The organism is Anabaena sp. CCY 9910 (genome assembly GCF_963920875.1).
GTDB lineage: Bacteria > Cyanobacteriota > Cyanobacteriia > Cyanobacteriales > Nostocaceae > Trichormus > Trichormus variabilis.
This window is the reverse complement of the sequence record NZ_CAWUDJ010000027.1, coordinates 59,203-77,714: the sequence shown is the minus strand read 5'-3', so window position 1 is coordinate 77,714 and position 18,512 is coordinate 59,203. Positions and strand designations below refer to the sequence as shown.

The 18,512-nt window shown below is 42.6% G+C and carries 20 protein-coding genes; 11 read left to right on the top strand and 9 right to left on the bottom strand.

What is annotated here, in order from left to right:
* Nucleotides 1-239: 239 nt before the first annotated feature.
* The 5 genes from ACM5QX_RS19200 to arsC all read left to right on the top strand — a co-directional run bounded on the left by ACM5QX_RS19200 (nt 240) and on the right by arsC (nt 5,360).
* Nucleotides 240-1,298 carry a PstS family phosphate ABC transporter substrate-binding protein gene (locus ACM5QX_RS19200; protein ID WP_414753404.1) on the top strand — a complete coding sequence of 353 codons (1,059 nt, stop codon included), beginning with the start codon at nt 240-242 and terminating at the stop codon, nt 1,296-1,298.
* 100 nt (nt 1,299-1,398) lie between these two features.
* Nucleotides 1,399-2,412, top strand: coding sequence for an ArsJ-associated glyceraldehyde-3-phosphate dehydrogenase (locus tag ACM5QX_RS19195; protein WP_414753406.1), 1,014 nt, complete (start codon nt 1,399-1,401; stop codon nt 2,410-2,412).
* A 109-nt stretch (nt 2,413-2,521) separates the two neighbouring features.
* Nucleotides 2,522-3,781: an organoarsenical effux MFS transporter ArsJ gene (arsJ, locus tag ACM5QX_RS19190; RefSeq protein WP_414754969.1), complete on the top strand. Its 1,260-nt coding sequence runs from the start codon at nt 2,522-2,524 to the stop codon at nt 3,779-3,781.
* 5 nt (nt 3,782-3,786) lie between these two features.
* Nucleotides 3,787-4,917: an ACR3 family arsenite efflux transporter gene (gene arsB, locus ACM5QX_RS19185; protein WP_414754968.1), complete on the top strand. Its 1,131-nt coding sequence runs from the start codon at nt 3,787-3,789 to the stop codon at nt 4,915-4,917.
* A 47-nt stretch (nt 4,918-4,964) separates the two neighbouring features.
* Nucleotides 4,965-5,360, top strand: a complete 396-nt coding sequence (gene arsC / locus ACM5QX_RS19180; RefSeq protein WP_414754967.1) for an arsenate reductase, glutathione/glutaredoxin type — start codon at nt 4,965-4,967, stop codon at nt 5,358-5,360.
* Between the two features lie 12 nt (nt 5,361-5,372).
* Here the strand turns inward: arsC and ACM5QX_RS19175 are convergent, their stop codons facing one another.
* Nucleotides 5,373-5,939, bottom strand: a complete 567-nt coding sequence (locus ACM5QX_RS19175) for a Uma2 family endonuclease (protein WP_414754966.1) — start codon at nt 5,937-5,939, stop codon at nt 5,373-5,375.
* 129 nt (nt 5,940-6,068) lie between these two features.
* Here ACM5QX_RS19175 and ACM5QX_RS19170 point away from each other — a divergent pair, with 129 nt between their 5' ends.
* A complete protein-coding gene (locus ACM5QX_RS19170) occupies nt 6,069-6,200 on the top strand; it encodes a hypothetical protein (protein ID WP_414754965.1) in 132 nt (43 codons plus the stop codon).
* A gap of 44 nt (nt 6,201-6,244) precedes the next feature.
* Here ACM5QX_RS19170 and ACM5QX_RS19165 read toward each other — a convergent pair whose 3' ends face one another.
* Nucleotides 6,245-7,636 carry a carotenoid oxygenase family protein gene (locus ACM5QX_RS19165; RefSeq protein WP_414754964.1) on the bottom strand — a complete coding sequence of 464 codons (1,392 nt, stop codon included), beginning with the start codon at nt 7,634-7,636 and terminating at the stop codon, nt 6,245-6,247.
* A 126-nt stretch (nt 7,637-7,762) separates the two neighbouring features.
* Complete coding sequence (locus ACM5QX_RS19160; protein ID WP_414754963.1) at nt 7,763-7,984, bottom strand: hypothetical protein; 222 nt, start codon at nt 7,982-7,984, stop codon at nt 7,763-7,765.
* A gap of 24 nt (nt 7,985-8,008) precedes the next feature.
* On the opposite strand from ACM5QX_RS19160, the gene ACM5QX_RS19155 reads away from it, so the two are divergent.
* Nucleotides 8,009-9,517 carry a UbiD family decarboxylase gene (locus ACM5QX_RS19155; protein WP_414754962.1) on the top strand — a complete coding sequence of 503 codons (1,509 nt, stop codon included), beginning with the start codon at nt 8,009-8,011 and terminating at the stop codon, nt 9,515-9,517.
* A 176-nt stretch (nt 9,518-9,693) separates the two neighbouring features.
* Here ACM5QX_RS19155 and ACM5QX_RS19150 read toward each other — a convergent pair whose 3' ends face one another.
* The 3 genes from ACM5QX_RS19150 to ACM5QX_RS19140 form a co-directional block, all read right to left on the bottom strand.
* Complete coding sequence (locus ACM5QX_RS19150; RefSeq protein WP_414754960.1) at nt 9,694-11,280, bottom strand: glucose-6-phosphate isomerase; 1,587 nt, start codon at nt 11,278-11,280, stop codon at nt 9,694-9,696.
* A gap of 104 nt (nt 11,281-11,384) precedes the next feature.
* On the bottom strand, nt 11,385-11,642 hold the full coding sequence (locus ACM5QX_RS19145) for a hypothetical protein (RefSeq protein ID WP_044520806.1): 258 nt from the start codon (nt 11,640-11,642) through the stop codon (nt 11,385-11,387).
* Between the two features lie 119 nt (nt 11,643-11,761).
* Nucleotides 11,762-11,959, bottom strand: coding sequence for a hypothetical protein (locus ACM5QX_RS19140; protein ID WP_010995222.1), 198 nt, complete (start codon nt 11,957-11,959; stop codon nt 11,762-11,764).
* A 255-nt stretch (nt 11,960-12,214) separates the two neighbouring features.
* On the opposite strand from ACM5QX_RS19140, the gene ACM5QX_RS19135 reads away from it, so the two are divergent.
* Nucleotides 12,215-13,348 carry a branched-chain amino acid ABC transporter permease gene (locus ACM5QX_RS19135; RefSeq protein WP_414754959.1) on the top strand — a complete coding sequence of 378 codons (1,134 nt, stop codon included), beginning with the start codon at nt 12,215-12,217 and terminating at the stop codon, nt 13,346-13,348.
* Nucleotides 13,338-14,120 carry an ABC transporter ATP-binding protein gene (locus ACM5QX_RS19130; RefSeq protein WP_011320405.1) on the top strand — a complete coding sequence of 261 codons (783 nt, stop codon included), beginning with the start codon at nt 13,338-13,340 and terminating at the stop codon, nt 14,118-14,120. The genes ACM5QX_RS19135 and ACM5QX_RS19130 overlap by 11 nt, the downstream gene beginning before the upstream one ends.
* Before the next feature lie 103 nt (nt 14,121-14,223).
* Here the strand turns inward: ACM5QX_RS19130 and ACM5QX_RS19125 are convergent, their stop codons facing one another.
* Both ACM5QX_RS19125 and ACM5QX_RS19120 read right to left on the bottom strand, forming a co-directional pair.
* Nucleotides 14,224-15,135 carry a hypothetical protein gene (locus tag ACM5QX_RS19125; RefSeq protein WP_011320404.1) on the bottom strand — a complete coding sequence of 304 codons (912 nt, stop codon included), beginning with the start codon at nt 15,133-15,135 and terminating at the stop codon, nt 14,224-14,226.
* Between the two features lie 93 nt (nt 15,136-15,228).
* Nucleotides 15,229-15,819 carry a metalloregulator ArsR/SmtB family transcription factor gene (locus ACM5QX_RS19120; RefSeq protein WP_011320403.1) on the bottom strand — a complete coding sequence of 197 codons (591 nt, stop codon included), beginning with the start codon at nt 15,817-15,819 and terminating at the stop codon, nt 15,229-15,231.
* A gap of 214 nt (nt 15,820-16,033) precedes the next feature.
* Here ACM5QX_RS19120 and ACM5QX_RS19115 point away from each other — a divergent pair, with 214 nt between their 5' ends.
* Nucleotides 16,034-16,207 carry a DNA-binding protein gene (locus ACM5QX_RS19115; RefSeq protein ID WP_011320402.1) on the top strand — a complete coding sequence of 58 codons (174 nt, stop codon included), beginning with the start codon at nt 16,034-16,036 and terminating at the stop codon, nt 16,205-16,207.
* Nucleotides 16,208-16,362: 155 nt separating this feature from the next.
* Nucleotides 16,363-17,073, top strand: coding sequence for a Uma2 family endonuclease (locus ACM5QX_RS19110; RefSeq protein WP_414754958.1), 711 nt, complete (start codon nt 16,363-16,365; stop codon nt 17,071-17,073).
* 107 nt (nt 17,074-17,180) lie between these two features.
* Here the strand turns inward: ACM5QX_RS19110 and ACM5QX_RS19105 are convergent, their stop codons facing one another.
* Complete coding sequence (locus tag ACM5QX_RS19105) at nt 17,181-18,467, bottom strand: glutamyl-tRNA reductase (RefSeq protein ID WP_414754957.1); 1,287 nt, start codon at nt 18,465-18,467, stop codon at nt 17,181-17,183.
* Nucleotides 18,468-18,512: the final 45 nt, after the last annotated feature.

Genomic DNA, 18,512 nt, shown 5'->3' with positions numbered 1-18,512 from the left:
AAGGGTGTAAGGGTTTAAGGGATTAGGGGTTTCAAACATTTATACCCCTAATCCCCAGTCCCCAATCCCCAATCCCCAATCCCCAATCCCCAATCCCCAATCCCCTAATTAATAACCTTTACTGATACATCAACTTTTTTTGATGAATTTTTATGTACAGTAGCCCCACCTTGGTTGACATATCAATTTTTTTTGAAATGATATAGACATACCTAAATATCACCATAAAGGTGGGGTAAATGAAAACAACAGCAGAGAAATTGGCTCTCACGCTGGGGATTTTTGCTGTCGTCAGTGGTTGCACAGCTACATCTAATAACTCGGCTCAAACTCAGGATTCAGCGAAAGTCACAGAGGTTGCTAACTCAACAAACGTAGCGAGTGTGACAGTTGACGGTTCAAGTACAGTTTATCCGATTACCCAGGCGATCGCTCAAGAGTTTCAAGCAAACTCCAAAAATAATCTCCAAGTTCAAGTGAGTATTTCCGGTACTGGTGGCGGTTTTACCAAATTTTGTGCGGGGAAAGCAGATATAAATAATGCCTCTCGACCGATTACGCAAGCAGAGATGGCAGATTGTAACCGCAACGGCATCAGGTATATAGAATTACCTGTAGCTTTTGATGCCTTAACTATCGCTGTGAATCCCCAAAATGATTGGGCAAAAGATATTACAGTTGCCGAACTGAAAAAGATTTGGGAACCTGGGGCGGAAGGGAAAATCACCCGTTGGAACCAAGTACGCGCATCTTGGCCAGATAGACCATTGAATTTATACGGTGCTGGTAAACAGTCTGGGACATTTGACTACTTTACAGAAGCTATCACAGGTAAGGCGAAAGCCAGCCGTAACGACTATACAGCTAGCGAAGATGATGAAGTTTTAGTAGCAGGTATTAGTAAAGACCCGAACGCCTTGGGTTATTTTGGCTATGCCTATTATGAAGAAAACCAAAAAAGCTTAAAAGTATTAGCAGTTGATAATGGTAAAGGTGCAATTACACCATCACGAGAAACAGTAGAAAAATCCAAATATCAACCTCTTTCTCGACCCTTATTTATCTACGTCAATCCTTGGTCAGCCAAACATAAAAGTGCAGTTTATCAGTTTGTAGATTTCTACATTAAACAAGCCCCGAAAACTGCCAGTGCTGTTGGTTATGTACCCTTATCAAGTGAAGCTTACCAAATTGATTATGTTCACTTAAATCAAGGTAAAGCAGGAACAGTATTTGCTGGTAAATCCCAGTTTGATTTAACGCTTAGTGAATTATTACGCAAGCAAAAGCAATTTTAATAGTCAACAGTCCATAGTCAATGGTCAATGGTCAATAGTTATTGTTTTTGACTATGGACTAATGACCAATGACTAATGACAAATAACAATAGGAAAACTCATGAAAATTCGTGTTGGTATCAACGGATTTGGTAGGATGGGGCGGTTGGCTTTGCGGGCTGCATGGGGTTGGCCGGAACTAGAATTTGTGCATATTAATGAAATAAAAGGTGGTGCAATTGCAGCAGCCCACTTGCTCAAGTTTGATTCTGTTCACGGACGCTGGACACCAGAAGTAGAAGCAGAGGGCGATCGCATTCTCATTAATGGTACACCCCTGAGCTTTAGTGAGTATGGCAAGCCGGAAGATGTACCCTGGGAAGACTTTGGTGTTGATTTAGTCCTAGAATGTTCTGGCAAATTTCGGACTCCTGCAACCCTCGACCCTTATTTCAAACGTGGGGTGCAGAAGGTAATTGTGGCTGCGCCTGTGAAGGAATCAGCCTTAAATATTGTCATGGGTGTAAATGATTATTTATACGAGCCGGAAAAGCATCACCTTTTAACAGCTGCTTCTTGTACAACCAACTGTTTAGCCCCAGTAGTGAAAGTTATTCACGAAGGCTTGGGGATTAAACATGGCATTATTACCACCATCCATGACAATACGAATACTCAAACCCTAGTCGATGCACCCCACAAAGATTTACGGCGCGCACGGGCTACCAGTTTATCACTGATTCCCACCACTACAGGATCAGCAACAGCGATCGCCTTAATTTACCCAGAACTCAAAGGTAAACTCAACGGTATCGCCGTACGAGTACCACTGCTCAACGCTTCCCTCACAGACTGTGTGTTTGAAGTTACCCGACCCACCACAGTCGAAGAAATTAACGCACTCCTCAAAGCTGCATCTGAACAAGCACCACTGCAAGGCATCCTGGGCTATGAAGAACGTCCTTTAGTCTCCATCGACTATAAAGACGACCCTCGTTCTTCCATCATTGATGCCCTTTCCACAATGGTTGTAGACGAAACACAAGTCAAAATTCTGGCTTGGTATGACAACGAGTGGGGTTACGTCAACCGCATGGTTGAACTCGCTCGTAAGGTTGCATTAAGTCTGAAATAGGAATTGGGTATCAGGTATCGCGGATCGGGTATTAGGTCAAAAGTAAATTCCCCAATCCCCAATCCCCAATCCCCAATCCCCAATCCCCAATCCCCAATCCCCAGCCCCCATGACAACTACAGCTTCTAAAGCCAATTTCAAAAACTATATTCTCGTAACTCTAGCCTATTGGGGTTTCACCATCACTGATGGCGCGCTGAGAATGCTGGTGCTGCTTTATTTCAACAAAATCGGCTACACTCCTTTACAAATCGCCTCTTTGTTCCTGTTTTACGAAATATTCGGTATTTTCACCAACTTTTTAGGCGGTTGGATTGGCTCACAATTAGGATTGAAGGTTACTCTCTACACCGGCATTGGCTTACAGATTTTCTCTTTAGTGATGCTGGCATATCTTAATCCTAGTTGGGTGCAGTGGCTAGCTGTGATATACGTGATGGTAGCTCAGGCGTTTTCGGGAATTGCCAAAGATTTAACCAAGATGAGTTCTAAAAGTGCGATTCGCTTGGTGGTTCCCCAAGATGACCAGTCTTCTTTGTTTAAATGGGTAGCTATATTAACAGGTTCTAAAAATGCTCTCAAGGGAGTGGGCTTTTTTGTGGGTAGCGCCTTGTTAGGTTTGTTTGGCTTTGTTAATGCCCTATTTGTGATGGCAGGGGGATTGTTACTGCTGATGTTTACTGGGTTAATGTTGCCTAAAGGTATGGGCAAAATTAAGAAGAAAGTTAAATTTAGCCAACTTTTTTCTAAGAGTCCAGAAATTAATATCCTTTCAGCCGCCCGTTTCTTTCTCTTTGGTTCGCGGGATGTGTGGTTTGTAGTAGCGTTACCAGTGTTCTTGCGCGAGGTTTTAGGTTGGTCGTTTTACCAAGTGGGTGGATTTTTGGCAGTGTGGGTGATTGGTTATGGCATTATTCAGTCGTCCGCACCGTCGCTAATTCGGCGATTTGGTTCTGGTCGTCCGCCACAATCACAGACTATTCAATTTTGGACATTGACACTAACTGCGGTGCCAGCTGCGATCGCCTTAGCTTTGCAATTGGGTATACCTGCTAATTTTGCCATAGTTGGGGGTCTGCTCGTGTTTGGTGTGGTGTTTGCGTTCAACTCTGCGGTTCACTCCTACTTAGTTTTGGCGTTCACCGATGATGACAAAGTAGCCCTGAATGTTGGCTTCTACTATATGGCTAATTCTGGCGGTCGATTAGCAGGTACGGTTTTATCTGGTTTGGTCTATCAATGGCTAGGCTTGGTTGGTTGTCTGTGGACATCTGCGTTTTTGGTACTAGGTGCAGCCATCGTTTCCTTGAGATTACCAGATCCTCAACCAAGTAAAGCGATCGCCTGGAAAGCGGGAGATGGAGATTAAAAGCAATGAGCCTGAATCAACAAACCAAAAGTAATCTCAGCTTTTTTGAAAAATACCTCACATTATGGGTGTTTTTGTGCATCTTTGCTGGCATAGCTTTAGGCAGATTATTTCCAGAGTTAGCGGTAAGACTAGACGCTATCAGTGTCTATCAAGTATCAATTCCCATTGCAGTATGTCTATTTTTCATGATGTATCCCATCATGGTAAAGATAGACTTTACGCAAGCGATGAATGCAATCCGCACCCCAAAACCTGTAATTCTTACCTTGGTGGTGAACTGGTTAATTAAACCGTTCACGATGGTGGCTTTTTCTCAATTCTTTTTAGGCTGGTTGTTTCGTCCCTTAATTACAGGTACAGAATTAATTCGTGGTGGTGAAGTAGCGATCGCTAATTCTTACATAGCTGGGACGATTTTACTAGGGATAGCCCCTTGTACAGCAATGGTTTTGATGTGGGGTTATCTTTCCTATGGGAATCAAGGTCACACTTTGGTGATGGTGGCTGTTAATTCTCTAGCAATGCTATTTTTGTACGCACCTTTGGGAAGGTGGTTACTAGCAGCAAATGATTTAACTGTACCGTGGCAAACTATCGTTTTGTCGGTGCTAATTTACGTCGGGTTGCCATTAATCGCTGGTATATATAGCCGTTACTGGATTTTTAAATACAAAGGTAGAGAATGGTTTGAAAGTCGCTTTCTCAAATATCTCAGTCCCATTGCTATTACGGCTTTGCTACTAACTTTAATCTTGCTATTTGCCTTTAAGGGCGAATTAATAGTTAAGAATCCCCTGCATATTTTATTGATTGCTGTACCACTATTTATTCAAACTAATTTCATCTTTTTAATTAGTTATGTAGCCGCTTTAAAGCTCAATCTTGCCTACGAAGACGCTGCACCAGCCGCCTTAATTGGAGCTAGCAATCATTTTGAAGTGGCGATCGCTACAGCCGTGATGCTGTTTGGGTTGAACTCTGGCGCTGCACTTGCCACAGTCGTAGGTGTTTTAATTGAAGTTCCCGTTATGTTGATGTTAGTCGAGTTATGCAAACGCACAGCATCTTGGTTCCCCCGCCAACCGGAAAAGGCAACATTACGAGATCCACGCTGTATCACTTCTTTTCACTGAGGTAGTTTCAAAGCGTTTCTGTTTATCTTCTGTAAGAGGGAGAAATCATGAAAAAAGTCATGTTTGTATGTAAACATAATTCCCGGCGATCGCAAATGGCAGAGGGCTTTACTAAAATATTAGGTAAAGATAATATCGCTGTGACTAGTGCAGGTTTAGCAGTTAGTCAGATAGATCCATTTGCCATAGAAGTCATGTCAGAAATTGGGATTGATATTAGTAGCCAGACTTCTAAGCCTTTAGAAAATTTCCATCCAGAAGAGTATGACGCAGTAATTTCCTTATGTGGTTGTGGTGTGAATTTACCAGAAGCTTGGATATTACGAGATATATTTGAAGATTGGCAACTTGATGATCCTCAAGGAAAATCAATAGAAACTTTTCGCCGTGTGCGTGATGAGATTAAAGAAAAAGTTGTCAAATTAATCGCATTACTCAACTAAATCAAAGCATTTTTATTTATCTCTTAGTTGCAACCAAGCAAATATTTGATTAACAATAGTTGTCAGATTTATACCCTCTAATACAGGTAACACATCTTCGCCAAATAATAAATCAGGCAGATTTGCTGGCTGATAAACAATAATTGAACGTTCACTAGGATCTATTAACCATCCTAGTTGAGTACCATTTTTTATACAGTGTAAAATATTGCCAGTTACTCTAGTTTGGCTTTGGTCAGGGGAGAGGATTTCAATTACCCAATTTGGTGCGAAGTTGATGCCAGTGCTAACTATATCTCCACTATCATCTAATGGTATTTGATTGGTAGCAACTACAGCCACATCTGCAACTACTGAACGATTACCGCAGGTACAACGCAATTCGGGAAAAGCTTCATAATCACTCCTTGCTGTATCAATCACTGCAACTAAACGTTTCTGCAAAAGGCTATGTTTTCCCCCTGGCATAGGTTTTTGAATCACTTGACTGTTAATATACTCCCATGCTGGTGACTCATCTATGTATGGAAGTTTTAAAAATTCTTTTAAACTAGTAGTTTCTGTATTTGTAATTGTCATTTAAACACCTAGTTTTGATATTATCGAGTCTACCCATTTTTGTTTTATCGGAAAAAATGAGGTTTAAAGGTAGCTTTACTGCCTATAGGAATCATATTTGATTTTTGAAAATATTTAAGTATCTGTAGGGTGGGTAATGCCCACCAAAACTATGATACGGTGGGCATTGCTCAACGCCACTTGCTCCAAGCCGGGAAACCCTTTCAGCAGTTACTCCACTTGGGGAAACCCCAAGACCGTACTGCTTCACCAACGCAGTAGCTCCCCTACGTATATTTCAGAAATCAAATACTAGTCCTATATAGTTATATTCTCCCAAAATTCAACTGTTCTTCAGTAACCCAGATACCATGAAAACCGTAAGGGACTCGTTGGGGAAGTAGCACTCGCGCTATCGGTTCACTATTAATATCTTGGGCGTTAATGACGACTAATTCAGAACTATCCTCACTCATGTCATAAACGTAAGTGATTAACCAACCATCATCTTCAACTGTTGCACCAGGACGAGGTACAAAAACAACTTCACTCCCATAACGTCCTTGTCCATATTCATAATTTTGGGACTTAGCATTGCTGAGGTCGTATTTAATTAAACCCTCAAACAAAGGTATAGAACTTTTTGCTAACCGACTAGTGTAGCCATATTTCGTTGCTTGTCCTAAGAAATTTTCATTGATACGGGGAAATTCTGAGGCGACATCATCCAGCATTTCTTCATGTACTTTCCCAGTTTTGAGATTAAAGCGCCAACGATGTAAACGGGGAATGTCAGCTTCTGGGTCTGTTTGGGAATCTGGGGAAGCTAGGACGGTGGTGGAACGCATAGGACAGGCAAAAAGTACTACTTCGTCTTTGTCCTCGTAGGCGTTGAGAGTGTGGAAAACGTAGCAAGAGGGAGCTGTAAACCAGCGAATCTGACTATTGTCGCCATGACGGGGTAGAATACCAAAGCGACTAGGGCGATCGCTCTCAAACATGAGCATGGGTTCTCCCCGTTGCATCCGTTCTACACTAAAGGTCAAGGGCAAATCCATAAAAATTGTGTAGTTGGCGGTGATAGCAAAGTCGTGCATCATCACCCCCATAGGTAAATCTATAGGTACTGTTCGCACCAATTCCCCGGTGGCGGAAACCACGCTGTAATGCAGATATGGTGGTGCAAATGAGTAGCCAAAAAACATCATCTCCCCTGTCACTGGGTCTACCTTAGGATGGGCGGTAAAAGCAGAACTTAGCTGGTTATTATAAGTATACTCACCTATGGTTTCTAAATCGGGAACTTGAATTGCGTAAGGTGCGCCGCCTTCCCATAATGCTAATAGTTTTCCTGCGTGCCAGATAAGGGCAGTATTACCAGTGTTTCTACTGGGGAGTTCTGGCTGGGGTGGTTCCATAAATCCTTTCCAGATGGATTTACCCGCCTCATGTTCAACTTGCCATCTTTGAGTACGGACGTAGCAATTGCGATAAGTAGCTTGACCATTACTAATTCTGACACCATGTAACATTCCATCACCGTCGAACCAGTGATATTGTCCGATGGGTGTCCATTGGGGGTTCGGGCCGTTGCGGATAAACATCCCTGATAAATCAGGGGGAATTTCGCCGATAACTTTTAAGTTGTCAGTGGTAATTTCTTGATGAACAGGTGCAAAATTACCTTCTAGATAGGGATTGACTGCTGTTGTAGTCATGTTGTTGGATTAGAGAGCGAGTGAATCTTTTAAGACTTACGCATTGAACCAAAAAACCCTTCTGAGGGCGGTCAATAGTCCACAGTCCATAGTCCAAAAACCTTGATTTTGACCATTGACTATGGACTATTGACAAAAAAGCCAGAAAATTAGTAACACTGCGGAAGTCCTATCTTTTACCATCTTAGCGATCGCTCTCACTTTAATTTTCGGCGTTGCACAATAGAGGGATGATTTGAGGTTGGCGTTGCTGAATGCAGTGTAAACTAATCCCCAATCCCCAGTCCCCAATTCCCATTTTCCATACAACAGGGCAGCAATGGCTAATAATATAAGAAGGCGCTTCACACTTCTTAATTATTTAGTTTTACTATGGCCAGAGATTTACGAGGATTCATTAAGATTTTAGAAGAAAGAGGACAATTACAGCGAATTTCCGCCTTAGTTGACCCAAATTTAGAAATTGCAGAAATTTCTAACCGAATGCTGCAAAAAGGTGGGCCGGGCTTATTGTTTGAAAATGTCAAAGGCGCATCCTTCCCCGTTGCTGTCAATTTGATGGGAACGGTGGAGAGGATATGCTGGGCAATGAATATGCAGCATCCCCAAGAATTAGAGACTCTGGGTAAAAAACTGAGTATGTTGCAACAACCAAAACCCCCTAAGAAAATTTCTCAGGCGATAGATTTTGGTAAAGTGCTGTTTGATGTGTTGAAAGCGAAACCGGGACGAGACTTTTTTCCGGCTTGTCAGCAAGTGGTAGTTCAAGGTGATGATCTAGATTTAAATACGTTACCTTTAATACGTCCTTATTCTGGGGATGCTGGCAAGATTATTACCTTGGGACTAGTAATTACCAAGGATTGTGAGACAGGTACACCAAACGTAGGTGTATATCGCTTACAACTGCAATCTAAGAATACGATGACCGTACACTGGCTATCAGTGCGGGGTGGGGCGAGACATTTACGCAAAGCTGCCGAACGTGGTAAGAAATTAGAGATTGCGATCGCCCTTGGTGTAGATCCTTTAATTATCATGGCAGCCGCCACACCCATTCCTGTAGATTTATCTGAATGGCTATTTGCTGGACTATATGGCGGTTCTGGTGTGCAGTTAGCCAAATGTAAAACTGTAGATTTAGAAGTTCCCGCAGATTCTGAATTTGTCCTAGAAGGAACCATTACACCGGGGGAAGTGTTACCAGACGGCCCCTTTGGCGACCACATGGGCTATTACGGTGGTGTGGAAGATTCTCCCTTAATTCGCTTCCAGTGCATGACGCACCGCAAAGATCCGATATATTTAACCACATTTAGCGGTCGTCCACCGAAAGAAGAAGCGATGATGGCGATCGCACTCAATCGCATTTATACTCCAATTCTACGGCAACAGGTATCAGAAATTGTCGATTTCTTCCTGCCAATGGAAGCCTTGAGTTACAAAGCGGCAATTATTTCCATTGATAAAGCATACCCCGGACAAGCAAGAAGGGCAGCTTTAGCTTTTTGGAGTGCTTTACCCCAATTCACCTACACCAAATTCGTTATTGTTGTCGATAAAGACATAAATATTCGTGACCCCCGTCAAGTAGTATGGGCAATTAGTTCTAAAGTTGACCCCACACGAGATGTATTTATTCTCCCCAATACACCATTTGACACCTTAGATTTTGCCAGTGAAAAAATTGGGTTAGGTGGACGGATGGGAATTGACGCAACTACCAAGATTCCCCCAGAAACAGACCATGAATGGGGCGCACCTTTAGAATCTGATGCAGATGTAGCGGCGATGGTAGAAAGACGATGGGCTGAATATGGTTTAGCCGACTTGCAATTAGGGGAAGTTGACCCTAATTTGTTTGGGTACGATATGAGGTAGGGGATTGGGGATTGGGGACTGGGGATTGGGGACTGGGGATTGGGGACTGATAGCGTTTCTTTGTGCTTTATTCTGGACTGTAGAGACGTTGCATGCAACGTCTCTACATCATGTATTCCCCATTCCCCATTACCAAATCCCCAACCCTAGAGGGTTGAGGATTTCAATGAAAGTTATCAGCTAATAGACACTTTCAAACTGCTTGGTTGTCCCAAATTTCCCTGGAAGACAACACCGCGTTGATTTGCTTGAAGGTGGCGTAAAATCTTGTAAATTGCTTCAACTTGGTCGGCTGCGCCTATTTTCTCAGCAATTTGCTCTAAAGAAAGGGCGGTTTTTTCCTTTTGGAGTAATCCTACTACTTTTGTTTGTAGATCCAGAATGACAGCAGCAGCTTTCTTACCAGCTTCTACCCCTGGTTGATGGTAGGCGTTAATATTGACCAAACTCGCATATAAACCAACAGTACGTTCATACAAAGCAATTAACGCCCCAACAGTACGGGCGTTAACTTGGGGAATCGTTACTGTAATGGAATCGCGTTGATTTTCATACAAAGCTTGGCGGGTTCCTAACAGAAAACCAGACAGATAATCACCCGATGTTACACCGGGGTCTATTTCTGGGGATGCGCCGTTACGGTCTTCCAAAACTTCGATTAAGGTAGCAAAGAAATTCGGTACACCTTCGCGTAACTGCTGGACGTAAGCGTGTTGGTCTGTTGAGCCTTTATTACCATAAACAGCGATACCCTGATAAACAGTATTACCGTCTAGGTCTTTTTCTTTACCCAAAGATTCCATGACTAGCTGTTGCAAATAACGGCTAAATAACAGCAAGCTGTCTTTATAGGGTAAAACAACCATGTCTTTTTCACCCTTGCCGTTACCAGAGTAGTACCAAGACAAAGCCAGTAAAGCCGCAGGATTATTTTTCACTTCTGGGACGCGAGTAGCGTCGTCCATTTCTTTTGCACCTTCTAGCATGGCACGGACATCAATGCCCTGTAATGCCGCAGGAACTAGCCCTACAGAGGACATTTCCGAGGTACGTCCACCCACCCAATCATACATGGGAAATGTTGCTAGCCAGCCTTCCCCTTGGGCTACTTTGTCTAGGTTGCTACCAGTACTAGTAATAGCTACTGCATATTGGGCAAAATCTAAATTTTGTCCGGCGTAGGCTTTTTTGACTTCTATCATGCCGTTGCGGGGTTCTGGTGTACCTCCAGATTTGGAGATGACTAAAACCAAGGTGCTGGCAAGATTATTCCGCAGGTGCGTGAGAATTCTGTCAATACCGGCGGGGTCGGTATTGTCGATAAAGTGAATTTTTAGGGGTGGAAATTCAGGGGCGAGGGCTTCAGCGACAAACTGGGGGCCGAGGGCAGAACCACCAATCCCAATGGAAATAATATCTGTAAAACGGTTGGCTTTGGGCGGATGAATAGCACCTGTTTGGATTTTTTCCGCAAAAGCTTCAATTTGTTCTAGGGTTTGAACAACTTCTTGTGTAATTTCTGGTGTTGGCGCTAAGTCTGGGTTCCGCAGCCAATAGTGTCCCACCATGCGGTTCTCATCAGGATTGGCGATCGCACCCTTTTCTAATTCCGCCATATCCGCAAATGCTTTGTCAAATTTCGGCAGCAACGACTTCACGAAGGCATCATCAAAACGCATCCGACTGACATCTAGATACAGTCCTAATCCCTCGTGGAAATATAACCATTCTTGGTATCGTTGCCAAAGTGCCTTCGCATCCATAGGGAAATCTCTAGTAAAGTGTCCTTCAAAAACAAGTGTAATGTAAGGTTAGAGCCATCCCTGCTTAGTCTTATACAGTTTTAAGTGTTGAAAATTTCTTCACCTCAAACATCCGGCATAGGTATGACTCGGAGAAATTTTACAATTTCACCCCTAATTTCTATACCAACTAAATAATTATCTATCGTAAACCGATGAAATATACCTTCATCATCTAGTTGTCTCAATTCTGGAAGTCCATGCAAAGACAACTTTTGGGCAAAATCAGAAAAAATAAAATCATAAACTCGCTGATAGGCAGCAGGCTCTAAACTTTTCAGGTCTACTAAAAACGACCTAGCGTAACGCATTTCCAGACTCACTGAAGTCACCTTGAGAGAGATGGGGGAGTTAGGGGAAGCAGGGGGAGCAGGGGGAGCAGAGGAAGTAGGGGGTAAATTCCATCCCCAGTCCCCAGTCCCCAATCCCCAGTCCCCAACCTTTATACAAACATCAACATCCGTATTGCTTCTTCCTGAGTTAAAATATCCCACGGTTGCTGCGATCGCTTGACTTGTTGTATGGCTTTTAACATATAAAAGTCACAATGCAAAGCGTGCATATCCAGCCAAACGTTTTCCAGTTCTTCATCGCTTAACTGCTCAATTAAGTGATGGATTCTAATTCTCAGTAAGTTCATACATTCTTGGCATTACCCAAAACACTAAGGTATTGTTCCCAAAAATGACCCAGGGCGAACGGCAATAAGTCAGTCGGGTCGAGATAGAATGTCGGGAACCGTGAAGAGGTAGGGGGGCAGGGGAGCAGAGGGAGCAGAGGAAGCAGGGGAAGCAGGGGAGCAGAGGAAGCAGAGGAAGCAGGGGAGCAGAGGAAGCAGGGGAAGTAAAGAAGAATGACTATTGACTATTGACCAATGACTATTGACTATTGACTAATGATTGAATATTTAATTTTTTTAGCAATTTCTACGGCAACATTTGCCCTGTTTAGCTTGGGACTGAATTTACAGTGGGGTTTTACGGGGCTAATTAACTTTGGTCATATCGCTTTTATGACTTTGGGAGCTTACACTACTGTATTGTTAAGCCTCAAGGGTGTGCCGTTATTTATTTCAGCTATTTTTGGGGCAATTTTCGCCGCTTTGTTGGGATTGGTGATTGGTTTTGCTACTTTGCGTCTACGGGAAGATTATCTCGCCATTGTCACCATTGGGACGGGAGAACTAATTCGCTTAGTGGTGAATAATCAAGATTTACCTGTAGGTGATACCTGGGTATCTGGAGCCTTTGGGGTGCAGAGTTATCCTATACCTTTATCCACAGAGCCAAATTTGTTTTTCCGCCTGTTGATGATTGGAATTTTAACGCTGCTGTTTGCTGTGACTGTGTTTTCCTTATGGCGCTGGATTCGGAACGCCCAAAAATTACAGCTTACTAATTCGACTGATAAAACAAGTAGCAAGCAAGAAATTGCTTCCCGTTTCGGTGTAGGAATTATTTTAGGGTTACTAGCAACAGCCATTTATATTTCTGGGGTGATTACACTCTATAACTACATCCCCAAAGCCGGTTTAATGCTGGTGTCGCTGTTGGTATTGGCGTTTGTATTTTGGCGGTTGGAATATTTAGTGCGATCGCCTTGGGGTCGTGTGCTAAAAGCTATCCGCGAAGATGAAGAAATACCTAAAGCGATGGGTAAGAATGTCTTTTGGTATAAACTCCAGTCTCTCATGTTGGGTGGGGCGATCGCTGGTGTAGCCGGAGCTTTCTTTGCTTGGCAACTCAGCGCCATTTACCCTGATAACTTCCAACCCCAGCTAACTTTTGACTCCTGGATTATGGTAATTTTAGGCGGTTCTGGTAATAATATCGGCACAATTTTAGGTGCTGTAATTTACTTCGCTTACGATGCCATTACTCGTGAGGTTTTACCGAAAATTATCCCCCTGGATGAGGCACGTTTAGGTGCATTCCGCATCATGGTAATTGGTTTAATTTTGATGGTGCTGATGATTTGGCGGCCTCAAGGTATCTTAGGGAAAAAGGAGGAACTCACCCTTGGTAAATAACCAGTCACCCCCACTCCCCCTATTAGCAGCTAGCGGACTTTGCAAGAGTTTTGGCGGTATCAAAGCTGTTCAAGAAGCGAGAATCGAAGTTGCACAAGGCAGCATCACTGGCTTGATTGGCCCCAATGGTGCTGGCAAAACTACCTTATTTAACCTACTTTCAAACTTTATCCGCCCAGATAAAGGACGTGTGATTTTTGATGGCGAACCCATCCAACAGTTACAACCGCACCAAATCGCCCAACAGGGAATGGTACGGACTTTTCAGGTAGCCCGGACTCTCTCCAAGCTATCGGTGTTAGAAAATATGCTGCTAGCCGCCCAAAAGCAAACAGGGGAGAATTTTTGGCAGGTACAGTTACAACCCCAGGTAGTAGCAAAGGAAGAGAAGCAACTGCAAGAACAAGCAATGTTTTTGCTGGAATCCGTGGGTTTAGCTAAAAAAGCTTATGATTATGCAGGCTGTTTGTCTGGGGGACAGCGCAAACTGTTAGAAATGGGTAGGGCTTTGATGACAAATCCCAAATTGATTTTGTTGGATGAACCAGCAGCCGGAGTCAACCCCAGATTAATTGATGATATTTGCGATCGCATCCTCACCTGGAACCGTCAAGATGGGATGACCTTCTTGATTATCGAACATAACATGGATGTGATCATGTCCTTGTGCGATCGTGTTTGGGTACTTGCTGAAGGACAGAATTTAGCTGACGGAACTCCAGCCGAAATCCAAACAAATTCTCAAGTTTTAGAAGCGTATTTAGGGAAATAGTTTATGAATTGGGGACTGGGGATTGGGGATTGGGGATTGGGGATTGGGGACAAATTAAATTTTCTTTCATTACTCATTACCCATTACCCATTCCCAATTACCCTTAATACCAAGCTTGGGGAATCAAGTCATACTCCCCGGCTTGCTGCTGAGGAAAATCGCCTGCTTCAATTCTGGCGATCATGTTAGGTAAAGCTTGAAGAAATGCTTGGCTTCTATCTTTTGGGTGTAGTGTCCAAGCGGCAGGGTTAGTTAAATTAGCTCGGAAATAATCGGTCTGTTCTAGTTTTTGAGTTACCATAATTTCCCAAGAATCTAACTTACCTTTACCTGTAAAGTTGCTAAGAATAGTTTTTAATGAAGTTGGTAAATCATTCATCCATTTTGTGTTGTATGAACGCCAAAGCACAGGGATGGGCAGAAATTTATCAAATCGCTTACAATCTATTAAATAAACTCTGCTACCAAAGGTTTTAAAAGTATCAAAAGGCTCTGATTTTGGCTGATTTGTGGGCGGGCCAGCAAGTGGGCGCACAAACATCATTTTCGGATTTTCTTCCATTAATTTAACAGCTTCTGCAATCCAATTGTGATTGGGTTGTTGAAACATCAACATATCACTATCGAAGTGCAGCATATAGTCACTTTTACATTCTTCGATACTAAATATAGAACCTAAAATGGGATAACCTTTATAGTTATGAGTGAAGCGAATCGGTGTACCAAAATGTTTTCGATAAACTTCATTGTGGTAATTTGCATCGTAATTTATATCAACGACTCGATCCACAACACCTGCTTGTAATAACTTCTCTGTACACTCGCGGAGTTCTTCCATTGTACCGATGTGGGGACGAGTCACTTTGTCTCCCATCAGTGGAGCTGTATCAACTGCTAAAACCTTCTCATCAAAAGGAAAGTTATGCACTTTTACTAAATGAGGAATTGTCTGTAAAAGGAAAGATGTATCCGGCCGCGCCACAAAAATCCACAACGAACAACTCGGATTTGCCATAGTCAAAATACCCCTGTTCTCTATTTCGATCTGTTTAACAGGATATACGATAGGTTACTTTAGTTAAGTAATTGCAATCTCACCCATATTGACCTACATTTCTGTTAACCGCCAGTAAACCCCGTTTTCTCGCTGCATTAATTTGTAACTAACCAACTCTCGTCGTAAAGTGGCGTAATCGGGATGGTAGCGATTGAGAATATTATTCACTTCATTTTCTGAATAATTGATGCCTAACTCAAATTTGTTTACCAACCACTTGAGGATAACTAGGCGCTTTTTACGGCTAGCAGGAATTTCTTTAATCCGTTGCGCTCCTTCAGTGCTGTTTGGGCTTATCTCTAAATAATTTTTTAAGATTTTGCTTTCCCAGGCTTCAGTATCTACGTCCTCTATTAGGGAGGCTATCTTTTCTGGAGAAAGAATTTCCTTGCTGATGCTTTGCAAAACTTCATTATCTAACTGATATATGCGACTATTACCCTCTGGGCGCATTGTTACTAAGTTTAGCTCCTTGAGTCTCGCCAAATGGTGGGAAACTGTTGGCTCTTTGAGCTGCATAAACGCTGCTAATTCTTCGACGCTGCATTCCTGATTTGCTAGAATCCCTAGAATCTTTAATCGGCTTTCGTCAGCCAACACCTTAAAAAATTGCAGTAGGGTCTGAAATTGCTCTTGTTTCATAATTTGTTATACTTAATTCGATCACAATCTAATTAGAGCTAGATCGAATTACTGATGCTGCCCTCGTCTGATGCAGCGCAAGCTCTGCTTTGGTGATTTTTGAATTAATGTTAATTTTGCGATTCGTTCTGCAAAAAGTTGAGTTTTCTTAAGTTGTTCTTTACATTTTGCTATGTTGAGATTTCTGTCACGCCGGAAAAGAAGGAATCGCGGTATGGCTAGACAAGGTACTTCGCTTGTCCAAGCTGCTCGATTCTTAGGAATGGATCAAAGTTCTCTGTATATGGCTCTGCAAAAAGGACAAATCCCCACTCACAAAAGCAATGGACGCACAGTAGTTAGTCAGGGTGCGCTATTAGATTACCGAGCTAGAACACGGTATTTGTGAGTTTTTAGGCAATAAGTTTGAGCGATCGCCACACGATATTATTATCTATGGCGATCGCTCATTTATTTATAGTACAAAAATACCATCAATAATTAGAAAAGTATTATCTCCACCAACTAAACTATGAAAAAGACCAAGAGTGGAGGTGTAGCGTTATGGTGATTACTCCCAATACCGCATCTGAGGTCATCTACCCCGAAAGCGACGGACAACCGATGGCGGATAATACCAAGCAATTTCGCTGGATAGTAACAATTAAAGAAAATTTAGAAATTTTATTTGCAACGCAACCAGATGTATTTATAGCCGGAGATTTATTTTGGTATCCAGTTGCAGGTAATCCTAATATTAAGCAAGCACCTGATACTTTAGTAGCATTTGGTAGACCCAAAGGAGATAGGGGTTCCTATAAGCAATGGGAAGAAGATAACATTCCGCCTCAAGTGGTATTTGAAATCTTATCTCCTGGTAACAAACCTAAAGAGATGGCGAATAAACTCCTATTTTATCAACGCTACGGAGTTGAAGAATATTATATTTACGACCCAGACGACAATGAATTAACAGGTTTTTTGCGCTCAGAAGATTGGCTGCAAGAAATTACCCAGATTCATGGGTTCATAAGTCCTCGTTTAGGAATAAGATTTGAACTTACTCCACAAACTTTAGAAATATACCGTTCTGATGGACAAAAGTTTCTTACCCCAGTTGAAATTGAGCAATTAAGGATACAAGAACATCAACGCGCTGAAAAAGAACGCCAAGCTAAAGAAGTTGCTCTCCAACAACTTGAGCAAGAACGCCAAAAATATCAAGATTTAATGACACGACTGCAAGAACGAGGTATAAATCCAGAGGAGATTTAGAAGGGTGTGGGGGTGTGAGGGTGTAGGGGTGTAAGGGTGTAAGGGAAGAATTATTTATATTAGTCTTTCCCCTAAACCCCCATACCCCTAAACCCCTATACCCCTAATTAACTAAACTGCTCACCCACATCTAGGTTGAACAACATTTGTAGGGTTTGCATACAACGCCTTCTGGCTTCAACATCTTGCTGCGCGCGCAATTGCACCATCGGGTCATGTAAAATTTTATTAACAATACCTCTTGTTAAGGCTTCAATCACCTCTTGATGTTTGTCGCCGAACTCTGAACCTAATCTTGACAAGGCTTTCTCTAATTCCTGTTCGCGGATGGTTTCGATTTTACTCCGCAGACTGCTGATTGTAGACACAGTTTCTAAACTGCGCCACCAAATATCAAAAGCCTCAATTTCTTCTTCTAAAAGCCGTTCCGCCTCTTGAGCCATCTTCCTACGGCTTTCGTAGTTTTGGGCTACCACCGCCTTTAAATCATCCACGTTGAAAGCCTGGACGTTTGCCAGTTCATTCACGTCTGTATGGACGTTGCGTGGTACGGAAATATCAAATAACATGAGGGGCTGGTTTGGTGCTAAAACCATTTCTAATTTAGCCCGATCAAGTATTGGCTCTGTTGCAGAGGTGCTTGTAAACACCAAATGGCTTTCAGCAATGACGGTCATCATTTCTGGAAGCAAATGAGTGCGAATGGGGTGTTCTGAAAATTGCTTTGCTAATTCTTGGGCGCGTTCTCGTGAACGATTGACAATACTGATTTGTGTAGCACCTTTAGAAACAAGGTGTTGTACTAACAGCCGTGACATTTTACCAGCACCAAGAATTGTGACTCGGCAAGCTGCTAAATTTTCGGCTTTTATCTGCGCTAACTCCACAGCTGCGGAACTGATGGAAACTGCACCAGTACCAATGCTAGTTTCTGTGCGGACTCGCTTACCTGCTGTTAGTGCTTGTTTAAATAATCGATTCAAAATTGTTTTTATACCGTTATATTGCTGCCCCAGTTTGTGAGTATTTTTCACCTGAGCCAGAATTTGACCTTCGCCTAATACGAGGCTATCCAATCCAGCCGCCACTCGCATGATGTGCATAACTGCGTCTTCATGTAGCAACACAAATAAGTGCTGACGTAGGGAATGCACTGGCAATTTACTGTGTTCGGAAAGAAACTGAGTTACTTCTCGAATACCGTGATCTGTTTCACCAGCAACGATGTAAATTTCTAGACGGTTACAGGTGCTGAGAACGGCGACTTCATCAATATGAGGATAGCTGGTAAGTTGTGCGATCGCACTTTCTGTCTGTGGTTCTGGAATACTCAGCTTTTCCCGAATTTCAACTGGGGCTGTTTTATGGCTTAACCCCACCACTGCAATATTCATTTCTTATCGGTAATTAGTAATGGGTTATTTAATGATTGGGGATTG

Coding starts and splice junctions, on each gene's coding strand:
- ACM5QX_RS19200 (WP_414753404.1), top strand. CDS start 240: ATGAAAACAACAGCAGAGAAATTGGCTCTCACGCTGGGGATTTTTGCT.
- ACM5QX_RS19195 (WP_414753406.1), top strand. CDS start 1,399: ATGAAAATTCGTGTTGGTATCAACGGATTTGGTAGGATGGGGCGGTTG.
- arsJ (WP_414754969.1), top strand. CDS start 2,522: ATGACAACTACAGCTTCTAAAGCCAATTTCAAAAACTATATTCTCGTA.
- arsB (WP_414754968.1), top strand. CDS start 3,787: ATGAGCCTGAATCAACAAACCAAAAGTAATCTCAGCTTTTTTGAAAAA.
- arsC (WP_414754967.1), top strand. CDS start 4,965: ATGAAAAAAGTCATGTTTGTATGTAAACATAATTCCCGGCGATCGCAA.
- ACM5QX_RS19175 (WP_414754966.1), bottom strand. CDS start 5,939: ATGACAATTACAAATACAGAAACTACTAGTTTAAAAGAATTTTTAAAA.
- ACM5QX_RS19165 (WP_414754964.1), bottom strand. CDS start 7,636: ATGACTACAACAGCAGTCAATCCCTATCTAGAAGGTAATTTTGCACCT.
- ACM5QX_RS19155 (WP_414754962.1), top strand. CDS start 8,009: ATGGCCAGAGATTTACGAGGATTCATTAAGATTTTAGAAGAAAGAGGA.
- ACM5QX_RS19150 (WP_414754960.1), bottom strand. CDS start 11,280: ATGGATGCGAAGGCACTTTGGCAACGATACCAAGAATGGTTATATTTC.
- ACM5QX_RS19140 (WP_010995222.1), bottom strand. CDS start 11,959: ATGAACTTACTGAGAATTAGAATCCATCACTTAATTGAGCAGTTAAGC.
- ACM5QX_RS19135 (WP_414754959.1), top strand. CDS start 12,215: ATGATTGAATATTTAATTTTTTTAGCAATTTCTACGGCAACATTTGCC.
- ACM5QX_RS19125 (WP_011320404.1), bottom strand. CDS start 15,135: ATGGCAAATCCGAGTTGTTCGTTGTGGATTTTTGTGGCGCGGCCGGAT.
- ACM5QX_RS19120 (WP_011320403.1), bottom strand. CDS start 15,819: ATGAAACAAGAGCAATTTCAGACCCTACTGCAATTTTTTAAGGTGTTG.
- ACM5QX_RS19115 (WP_011320402.1), top strand. CDS start 16,034: ATGGCTAGACAAGGTACTTCGCTTGTCCAAGCTGCTCGATTCTTAGGA.
- ACM5QX_RS19110 (WP_414754958.1), top strand. CDS start 16,363: ATGGTGATTACTCCCAATACCGCATCTGAGGTCATCTACCCCGAAAGC.
- ACM5QX_RS19105 (WP_414754957.1), bottom strand. CDS start 18,467: ATGAATATTGCAGTGGTGGGGTTAAGCCATAAAACAGCCCCAGTTGAA.